The sequence below is a fragment of the Vibrio sp. 10N.247.311.14 genome (assembly GCF_041467715.1).
In the GTDB taxonomy this organism is placed as follows: domain Bacteria; phylum Pseudomonadota; class Gammaproteobacteria; order Enterobacterales; family Vibrionaceae; genus Vibrio; species Vibrio crassostreae_C.
In genome coordinates this window covers 61033-71559 of record NZ_JBFSVE010000024.1, presented here as the reverse complement: position 1 = coordinate 71559, position 10527 = coordinate 61033, and the positions used below count along the sequence as shown (strand labels likewise).

Here is a 10527-nt window from a genome sequence, read left to right as displayed (position 1 = left end):
TTTGACGGCTTTACGCCACCCATAAATTTGAGATTCATACAACGATAGCTGTCGTTCGGCAGCAGCGATACCGACTTTCTCTGCTAACTTAAGTGCTTCGGCTTTAAATTCAGGAGCATGTTTGATTCGTGTTTTCTTAGTTGTCATTGTTCACCTCGTTAGTGATTGTACTCACTTAACTCAGTGTCCAAAACTTATGGTGCGGATCATAGCTATGTCCAAATGGTTTTCAAATTATCCCAAACTTTCAGCCACCGAAACCGAAAAGCCAATGATATAAAATCCCTAGTTTCGAAAAATATGGCGATTTTTAGACATTCAGAGTGTTTTCGAACTTTTGCCCAGCAGTTTGCCTTGCAAATATCCAACAGACAAGGGATTACTTTTAGTAGGGCAAATACATGTTAACATTCTGTTAACTCTAACTGGTAATGGGGCAGATCTGAGCTAGCTGGCACTTTTTGAGAAAAGTGCCACGAGTAAAACTTCAGGTCTATGAAGCCTCTGGACAAAAACGATTTGCGGCCACGGCTATAAACCGTTTTGGTCAGGTTAGAAAAAGTATCTTGAAACCTTAGTGTGCTTACGGTGCAAAGACCAGTTCTAATTTTGGAAACTATTTAGTACATTAACCTAACAACGCACTTATTACACAGTTTAGGGATACACTATGTCTAAAGTTGCCATAATTACAGGCGCTAGTCGCGGTATTGGTAAAGCTATTTCTCATTACTTTGCTCAGGAAGGATACACTTTGGTGTTACTTTCCTTAAATAATGAAAACCTTGAGCGGACTAAAGCAGAGCTCAAGTCATGCTATTCCTCATGTCTAGCTGAGACAATGTCAGTCGATTTCAATAACCCATCTGAAGTTGAAACTGCTATTACATCAATCATTAAACAGCATGAAAATATTGATGCTATGGTTAATAGTGCTGGCGTTTTGGCAGCAGGCAATACTAACCTTTCCTTAGCTAAACTTTCTGAGTTGGTAAACGTAAATCTTTTATCTACAATCACTGCTTGTAATTTAGTTGCGGAGAAAATGAAACAGCAAGGCTACGGGGAAATATATAACCTTGGCTCTACTGCTGGTTTGGCGCCAGTCCCTAAGATTGCAGCATATTCAGCGACAAAAGCTGCAATTGTTAGTTATAGCCAATCGCTTTATCACGAACTGCTCCCTTTTGGGGTAAAGGTTTGCTGTTTATGCCCTAGCGTTGTAGATACCGATATGACTAATGATGGGCGTATTGATAATAAATTTAAAATTGAAACACAAGACCTAGCAAAAGCACTTAGATTTATTCGAAGTCTATCTCCAGGGGCTGCTGTAAGCACACTATCCATAAGGTGTCGAATTATAGACTTAGAGTAGACCTATCAGAGATAGGTATAACACTTTTTATACGGGTATAAGCCTATTTCATGGATAGATAATGCCGTCTTTCATCTGTCACTTTATTTGAAATCAACATGTTAGCAACCATATTGAGCGGTTAGGTTGCTTAGTGCAGCAAAATTCTAGATAGGCTGAACTCGGATAAGTTTTGATAGGGCAAACACACATCTCTAAAATCTGTAGAGTATTTGGTCTAAGTGATTTTGGGGGCAATTATGAGTTAACGATTTTACTAATTTACTAGATTACTTTGTATTGCGTACCCATTTTTTACCATCTTCTAGTGAACGCTTAATCTTTTGGGATTTAGAAAGCTCACTAACTGCTTTTGTGAAATCTAACTCCGACAAACCAAGCTTGTTTTGAAGTTCGGCATCTAAATAAGTAGGAACCTTTAGGGCTGCATATATTTTGGCTTCAGGTGAGCCAGTCATTGATTTTGTGATTACAGTTTGTGGTTTTGTGACTACAGTTTTCTTACGTTCCCATGAAGCTCTTGCATGTTTACCTTCACCTTTCGATAGATCTTTTCGGGCGATTAGCTGCCCTTCAAACGTAAAGTCGGAGGATATTTTTACAATTAGAAGCTTATTAAAGTTTCCAGCGCGTTTCACTTTCACTTCTTCTTTATTCTTTTCAGGAGAAATCGTTTTTATTTCGATGAAGTCATTTCCTAGCTTTCCGTCTGACCCTTTAGTATGTGGTTTATGCCGCTTAATCCCATAGTTAATTTCGGCATATAACTCTCCTAACTCCCCCCAAATCTGCAAATAACGATTTGTAAGATCGTAGAAAGCTTCGGCATTATCCACCAACTTCTCAAAGATCACTTCTAACTTGGGGTTAACTTTGGATAACTCTGAATTAAAATTACTATCAGTCGCCTCCCATTCTTTAGGAGATAACCCTAAAGCATGTAGATCTAGGTTAATATCATATGGGTTATACCCGCAACCTGCTGCGTCAGTTATCTGATCAGCGCTATAACCTTCATTATGCATGTCATATAAATAGTCCCAGTCACCCATTTGACCTCCTCATAGCTAAAACTGTATGTAAATGCCTCGCGCTTTACAGACGTAACTCTTCCGTATCTACGTTTTTATTATATTGCTGTCGTCTATTATGAGGCTCAATAAGTATAATGCTATTGTGTGAATCGAAAGCGATATTCGTAAGAAGCCTACCAAAAATATCCGTATAAACACCGTACATATGGATTGGTTTAATTTGTTCTATTCTAGAACGTTCGAAGGGCTCCGTTCGGCGGAGCTAAGAAGAGTGGGGCAGAAGTGTTTTAGCTTACCTGCACCATGGTCCGCGTTAATATCAATACGAATCATCACGGACGCACCACCTTGATGCTTGTCTTGAAATTAACGATACAAAGACTTGGTTGACTCTCTGACGATTAAGTCAATCGGTGGCAGTCGAGCTTCATGTCGCTCGCCAGATAACAAGTTCAAAATCGACTGAGCACACACCTCTCCAATCTCTTCAATCGGCTGTCTCAGCGTCGTCAGGGCTGGCGTGAAATACTTAGACGTCGGCAAGTCATCAAATCCAATCACCGACACGTCTTCTGGAACTTTATAACCGTGATCGTGTAGCGCCTTAATCGCCCCATAAGCGGTTTGGTCATTGGCTGCGAACAGAGCCGAAAAATGAACCTTTGACTCTATTAATTCAACGGTTTTCTCATAACCAGATTCACTACTGAAGTCACCCTGTTTGACGAGTTTTGGCATCACTTTTATACCCGCCTCTTGCAGCGCTTTCTTGTAGCCTTCAAAGCGGTTCCCCGCATCAGGTTGACTTGAAAGCCCTTTAATATGAGCGATATTCACATGCCCTTGTTGCAGTAAGTGCAGGGTCGCCATGTAGCCGCCCAGCACATTATCAATGTTGATCGTGCGGATGTTGTCATCAATAATGTCGTACCCTACCGCCACGACCGGGATGTCTTGTGCATATTTGGCGATATCTTCTTTGGTAATACTGCCCGTCACGATGATCATGCCATCTACGTTACTTTTAGCTAGGTACTCCAACGCATGTATCTCGAGCTTTTTTTGCCAGTGCCCCGTCGCGATCACCAATGAGTAGCCTTGGGCAATCAGAGTTTTCTCCATGTCGTTGAGGATTCGACTGGTATAAGGGCTGTCAGGGTGTTGCACCAATACACCAATCGTCAATGAACGGCGATTGATGTTCTCCTGCATTTGAAAATTGGGCTTGTAGCCAGTGTCTTTGATTGCTTGCTCGATGTTCTGACTTTTATCATCCGATACATAAGTGGTTCGATTAAGAAAACGAGAAACCGTGCTTGGGGAAACACCAGCAAGTCTCGCTACATCGTATACAGTGGTTTTTTTAGTTTTAGTGCGCATCTCGATACCCTAATCCAGTGACATTTGGGGAGCCCGAAAGCTCCCCACCTATTTCAACCTGCATACCACTGCTTTTGTTGAAACTCGTGTCATTTAGTTAATACATGTAGGCGAAAATCATCCCCGGTCTGAAATAACGACCTGCGGTATATTTCAAGCCGGTACTCAACAGCCATTTGTGAAGAACGATAGCTTGCTCCGCTGAAATTTCACCTTGCAGCATACTAACAAATTTATCACTGTCTTTAGTCAGGCTAAGACTCACTCGACCGTCAGATAGCACACACTTTTGTAATTTAAGGGCAGTAAGCCACTTTTTCGTATCACTTTGTGATAATTTAAAAGATTCTGAAAGATCTTCCTCGTCAAATGAGACTGAGCAGTTGAACCCTTCTGGCGCGGCAAATGGAATTTTTGAATAGTCATACAGCGCGGTATACACGGTGTCCATCAATGTTTCTGCTTGCTGCGATTTGCCCGCTAAACTCAACGCTGTTGCGACACTAAATTGCACACCAATCCACACATCTTGTGCCTGAAAAGCCTCATGTGGTGAACCATCTGCCAATGTCATATTCGCCACACCCAGCTTAGGGCTGTTGATCTCAAAGTTATGTTTATAAACATAGTCCAATGCGCGTTGAATACGCTCTTGCGGGAAAATGCCCTCCAAACCAATCAGCTTGAGATAGCTGTCTGCGAGCAGTGCATCACCAAAGCTGTTGTCTGAATCTGGTACTAGTTCTAGATATTCTTGAGTAAAGGCTTGAGGCGCGGTCTCACTCAGTAAGCGTTTCTTAGAGACTCTTTGAGATACCTTGCTGATGTTGATGGAGGTATCGGTCTCATTGAGATAGGCATTGAGCGTATTCTTGTCAGCAATCGTATCACCCGTCAAAGTCAGGCCTAAGGTTTCCAGGTTTTGGTAGCCTTCGCCCGTTAGATGCTTGGCTTGAACTGGCGTCACGAAGAAATGGTAGTAGCCTTCTTTCTCATCCCACAAGCTTTGCTCAACTGTTGCTAATGCCTTTTTCGAACGTGTTAGGTAATCCGAACCCAGATCGTTTTCGCCCATCAATTGTGCAAGTTCACTCGCGGCTTGAAGGCCAGCAACCCAAAGGCTCGCGCAGTAAATTGAAATACCATGAGAAGCCAGGTTATCAAAGGTATCGTCTGTGCCTCGGGTTAGCGGTAAATCATCGCCCTCAGCGACCAAGTTCGATAAGAAATCGATGCTCTCAGTCACAGCCTGCCAGCACTCTTTAACTACAGAAATATCTTGCGTGTTTTGATAGTGACGGTACACCATCAAAATGTATTTCGGTGCTAAGTCCTTCCACTCTTTCACGTTGTGCCAGCTGTACGCGTCAGGCTGGATGTCGAACGGGCTACCCAAGTCGTGGATTACCGCGCCTCGAATGGCACGTACGCCTTGGTACTTGTCATCAATCAATTCTGCATTAGGCGTCGCTTCGTATTCCCAGTATCGGCGCTCGGTAAAGTCTTCGGCCAAAATGGCTTTCGAGAACTCTTTCATCACACAGCCATCAAGCTCTGGCAGCAAGTAAAGCAGAGAGAATGAGCCGTAGAAATACACATCCAGAGAGTTAAAGAACGGGTAGTCGACACACTCTTTCACCAAGAACTTATCTTCTTTGTCCCATACCGTTGATTCAGCTAGGAAGGACAATGAATTCATCGCCATCGTCGCATAGCGCAGTGCCGATTCAGGCTGTGATATTTTGCGTTGAGCTTGCTCTAAGAAGGCAGTTTGTTGCGCGACGATCTGTTGTTCAATCGCTTCTAGCTCAGGCAACATGTCTTCTAACATAGGCAGAGCCGGTTGCGTTTGAGGGTAGAATTGCGTATAAGCCTTGTCCGAATGCCAGCCATTAAGCATGACTTTGCTGTGAGCCATCACCTGAGCAAAACGCAGATCAACAGACTCTCCAGGTTCTAACTCAACCTGAACCACAACCAATGCGCTCAACGCTTCACGCCCTGTGTAAATTCCTGTTTGAAATTCCGCGTTGGTACGGCCTGTTTTCAGTGCGAACTCTGTTTGTTCCGCTGTCTTAGAGGTGTAAAGCGTTGGCTTGACAGAAATCGAAACCTTGCCAGATTCTGTCAGTTGATTATCCGCTTGAACACCAAACACCACTTCACCTTCAATATCGCTTTGATAAGGCGATTGGCTGGTCAGTTGAACGCCAGTAAAGCTGCGACTTTCACCCTTTAAGTTAACCGTTTGATGCTGCTGAGCAATTGGGTTTTGAGACAAGGTACACGCCGAATCTTGAATGCCATCACGACCTTTTTGATAGGTTGAGCCAATCAAGTTTTGTAGCGGCTGAGCAAGCGTAATCACACGTGTTTGCGATGAATCATTGGTTAATTCAAAGTGATTCCAGTGCATCGGCAAAGAACACAGTCGTTTGTCCTCTTTAACGATCGGAGAGACTACCTTACGCTTTATTTTAATATCATCGAAGCTACTGTATTTATATTCAGCCAGTGGATATAAAGCTTGATATTCTATATCTCTACCATTAACACTACCTGTATCATTATTTTCACCCGCAGTAAGTGATAATAATCTCGTTGTATCATTAATTAATAAACCATTAAAGAAATCCAAGGCGACATATAATTGACAAATAATCGACGATGAATCTTCTTCAATCAATAATTGAGTCTTATTTGAAAACTCAACGTTCCACTTTGTAAAGTTAGATTTATTATCTTGGTAGAAGTGACCATTTTTCAATGCCGCACGAATGTGGTTAATCGCATTCGACATTTCTGAGCTTTCAATCTTCTTACCATCAAACAAAGCAGGATAGAAGTTTAGGTGAACACTCAGCTCTTGCTCATCAATGACTTGTAGCGTGTCGATGGTTGGCACATTCATCACTGACGCATAAAAATCATTAAAATTAACAACTTGCTCTGAACAATCGACAAAGATTCCCGGAATAAAGCTGAAGTTCGGCGTGTTGCCGTTTGGTGTGAGTGTAAATGTGTTACCAATTCCGCCGACTGCCATACCGGTATTTTCTGGTGTAGTCGAAATTGGCGTGTACCAAGGTTGAATAAATTCAACTGCATCACCTTTTTTACACAAGTGTTCTGAATTTCCTGAGTAGTTCGTATATGGAATTTTATTATTCATTTTAAAACCGCCATTGAATATTTTTTTCTTCTTGTTAATATCTTTCAAAAATGGAGACATCAACATGTTTAAAATTATAAATGAAAAATTTGGAAGTATTGACTCTGTCACATTAATAAACCACCAACATGGTATAGAACTTCAAATAATCAATGAATTTGGTGCTATTATTAATAAATATATCGTAAATAACAGTCCGTTCTCTTTTATTTGTGGTTATCAGAATTATGATGAACTGATCAACCAACATCCGTTCTTTTCCCGCAGTGCTAAATTATTCCCTTTTCCAAACCGTTTAAACTTAGGTCGTTACAGTTTCGATAACCAAAACCATCAACTCCCGGCTAACTTTCCTTGGTCTGATCACGCCGTACATGGCCTGCTCTATAACCAACCTTTTTCAATCACAAACAGCGTAGCCAACGAAGAGTTAGCCAGTGTGACAATGCAGTATCAAACGTCTTCTTTGCACCCTGCTTTCCCATTTGCTTTTAACCTTGAAGTCACCTTCACTATCGACATAACAGGCAAGCTCTCTTGCTCAACAACCGCTTCTAATCTTGGTGATTCTGCCTTCCCATTCGGTGATGCTTGGCACCCTTACTTTTCACTGGGTACGGATCTGACACAATGTGCGCTGTCCATGTCGCAGTGCTCCGAAGTCATACACGTGAACGACCTACCTAATGGTGAAAAACAGGTTTTTGACCGTTTGTCTTTGGGCGACTCCCTGACGAATCAAAGCCTAAATCACTGCTTTGAATTTGATTCGAAGACAACCAACCAACTGACTTTGACGCGCTCAGATTCATCAGCTGCGATTCACTATCAACAAGATGCAAGCTACTCATTCGTTCAGCTGTACACGCCGGCTAGCGAGCAAAGCATTGCAATAGAACCAATGACTTGCCCTGCAGATGCATTCAATAACCAAATAGGCTTATTGACGCTTAGCCCGAACCAATCTCAGACCTTTACTTGGCAATGCCAAGCCACCTATCAGCCAACATAAAGAAAGCAAACTAAAGCAACTGCTGTATGCGAAATCAGCCCCCAGAGAACGCATTGCTAACGAAACAACTGCAACGAAAGAAGCAAACTAAAGAAGCAATAAAGGGCGCATAAAGCGCCCTTCTCTTTGTTAACCTAAAATCACCTCGATGGTGTGCTCACCAGAGGTAAACACTGGCGCTTTATTACCTGAAATTAGGTCACCGTTGACCTTCATCTCTACCACTCCCTTACACACGTTATTTGGGTTGGTAACATGGATGTTGTAGGTCGCGCCACGGAACTGACGACGGACTTTGAACTCAGGCCACTCAGCAGGAATACATGGGTCCACCAGCAAACCATCCACTTCAGGTCGAACACCCAGAATCCATTGCGTACCTGCAACGTATGTCCAAGATGAAGTACCTGAAAGCCATGCATTACGTCCTAAACCGAACTGTTTATGCTCGTCACCCAAGATGTTTTGTGGGTAGCAGTATGGCTCAGACTCAAAGGTATCGATGTCGTCGTTCTTCGAAGCTGGGTTAATTTGACGGTAGTACTCATAAGCACGTTCGCCGTTGCCCATTTTCGCTTCTGCGATCATCACCCATGGGTTTGAATGCAGGAAGATACCGCCGTTCTCTTTCGCACCCGGTGGGTATGTTGATACGCCACCTAGCTGTGGATCAAAGCCGTTGTAACCCGGTGTTGAAAGTTTGATGCCATTGGTGGTGTTCAGCTTGTTGTAAACCGAATCTAGCGCCTGAGTAGCACGCTCTTGAGTCGCGAAACCAGAAATCACAGGCCAGCTTTGACCGTTGGTGTAGATCTGCCCTTGCTCGTTCTTGTGAGAGCCAATAGGCAGGCCTTGCTCATCAAAGTAGCGAACAAACCATTCGCCATCCCAGCCGCATTCATTGACTGTGCTCTGCATCTGTTGGTACTGATCTTTAAACTTAGCCGTCAGTTGCGCTTCACCACGCAGCTCACACAAGTCCAACATGTCGAGCAATGCTTTGCCGTACATGTTCGCCACCATCATCGACTCAGCACCCGTTGGTAGGTTCACCGTGTCGTTCCAGTCAGCAAAACCTAGCAACGGTAGGCCATGCTCACCGGTGTTGGTGTACGTAAATTCAATCGCGCGGCATAGGTGATCCCAAACCGTTCCCGTTTCAACTGGGTTACCCGCTTTGTCTTTTTGATAGAACGGGATCTCTTTATTCAAGAAGTCTGCATTGCCCGTTTCTTTCACATATTGAGTCACCGCGTAGATGATCCACAGGTGATCATCACCGTAGTAATCAGGGCGATCTTCTTCTTCACGAGAGTCACCCGCGTTCGCTTCCATGGTTGATGGGAAGAACTGGTGCATCGCAGAACCGTTGGTGTTTTGCACAGACAACAGACGCTCGATAAACTCACGCGCCTCTTCCGGCATGTGAGTAATTACGCCTAAAGTATCTTGCGAAGAATCACGGAAACCGATACCTCGAGCACCATAGCCAAGCTGGTACAGAGACAGGTAACGAGACCAGTTTTTGGTTGTGTGGCATTGACGTGGGTTATGTACGTTAAGCATCGAGTTCATTGCCGGATCTGGCGTTTCAACCTGAACCGCTTGTAGGTAGCCATCCCAGTGTTCAGCCAGTTCAGCGAAAGCCGAGTCAACCACTTGGTGGTCGCGATATTTAGCTAATAGAGGCAATGCTACTTCTAGACTCTGTTCTTGTGCGATTTGTACAACAGTGCGTTCTGTCTGCTCCGGAGATAACCAACCAAGGCGAAGGTTAAGTGCACCAATGTTGTCGCCACGCAAACACTCGGTGTTGCCTAATTCATCATTGTTTAGTGCTTCTGGCGCTGCCCATGTACCGTAACCCAAATTGCCTAAGAACGATTGACGATCACCATCAAACGACGTCGCAGGGCGATCCGCTGTCATCAGGTTTACTGCATAGTCACGCTTCATGAAAGCATACTGCTCAAGCACGGTATGGCCCGATTCTTGTTGGTGCGCTTTAAGCGTCATGGTCTGTGGAACCCAATCCGCATTCAATAGCTGCTTAAGTGCATCGAAGTGCGTGAATTCATACACAGGCACCACATCAACATGCAGCGCTTTGTCTGAAATGTTGGTGACCTTGATGTCTTGTAGCAGCACTTGGTCAGCTTTTGGTACAAAGAAGGTCGCTTCACAACGCACACCAAAGGCTTCTGTAATGATAGTGGTGTAAGACAAACCGGTGTGGTTTTCAAACTTATCAAGCGGCTTCAGAGTCGGCGTGTAAAAAGGTGAGAACACCTCTACGTTGCCCGCTTCATCACGCACTTTTAGGTAAAGGGTCGAGCCTTTAAAATCAGAGTTTGGCAGTTGTGCAATGTACTTAGTGATACGGTTGAGTGCCGGATCGCCCTTACACAACAGCACACCGCCGTTGCTATCAACAATGCCACCGAAATCTAATGTGCCGACATAGTTACACCATTTGATCGGTGTGCACGGTGTGGTTGCTACGTATTCTTTGTTTTTATCGTCAAAATATCCGAATTTCATCATCACTATC

6 protein-coding genes and 1 pseudogene are annotated in these 10527 nt (G+C 43.7%); 2 read left to right on the top strand and 5 right to left on the bottom strand.

Features of this window, described 5'->3' with window-relative positions; translation table 11 throughout:
• A pseudogene (locus AB6F11_RS11035) lies at positions 1 to 147 on the bottom strand (IS3 family transposase); the annotation flags it as partial.
• Between the two features lie 523 nt (positions 148 to 670).
• Here AB6F11_RS11035 and AB6F11_RS11030 point away from each other — a divergent pair.
• A complete protein-coding gene (locus tag AB6F11_RS11030) occupies positions 671 to 1378 on the top strand; it encodes an SDR family oxidoreductase (protein WP_017071106.1) in 708 nt (235 codons plus the stop codon).
• Positions 1379 to 1647: 269 nt separating this feature from the next.
• Here AB6F11_RS11030 and AB6F11_RS11025 read toward each other — a convergent pair whose 3' ends face one another.
• From AB6F11_RS11025 to AB6F11_RS11015, 3 genes are all read right to left on the bottom strand, one after another.
• Positions 1648 to 2430 carry a hypothetical protein gene (locus AB6F11_RS11025; RefSeq protein ID WP_102393051.1) on the bottom strand — a complete coding sequence of 261 codons (783 nt, stop codon included), beginning with the start codon at positions 2428 to 2430 and terminating at the stop codon, positions 1648 to 1650.
• A 348-nt stretch (positions 2431 to 2778) separates the two neighbouring features.
• The gene (locus tag AB6F11_RS11020; protein ID WP_102393052.1) at positions 2779 to 3792 is read right to left on the bottom strand and encodes a LacI family DNA-binding transcriptional regulator; all 1014 of its coding nucleotides are present in this window, start codon (positions 3790 to 3792) and stop codon (positions 2779 to 2781) included.
• A gap of 97 nt (positions 3793 to 3889) precedes the next feature.
• Positions 3890 to 6964 (bottom strand): GH116 family glycosyl hydrolase, encoded by a 3075-nt coding sequence (locus tag AB6F11_RS11015; RefSeq protein WP_102398474.1) that lies wholly within the window; start codon positions 6962 to 6964, stop codon positions 3890 to 3892.
• A 64-nt stretch (positions 6965 to 7028) separates the two neighbouring features.
• Here AB6F11_RS11015 and AB6F11_RS11010 point away from each other — a divergent pair, with 64 nt between their 5' ends.
• Entirely contained in the window at positions 7029 to 7976 is a 948-nt protein-coding gene (locus AB6F11_RS11010; protein ID WP_104216227.1) for an aldose 1-epimerase, read from the top strand.
• A gap of 129 nt (positions 7977 to 8105) precedes the next feature.
• Here the strand turns inward: AB6F11_RS11010 and AB6F11_RS11005 are convergent, their stop codons facing one another.
• Positions 8106 to 10520 (bottom strand): GH36-type glycosyl hydrolase domain-containing protein, encoded by a 2415-nt coding sequence (locus tag AB6F11_RS11005; protein WP_104216226.1) that lies wholly within the window; start codon positions 10518 to 10520, stop codon positions 8106 to 8108.
• Positions 10521 to 10527: the final 7 nt, after the last annotated feature.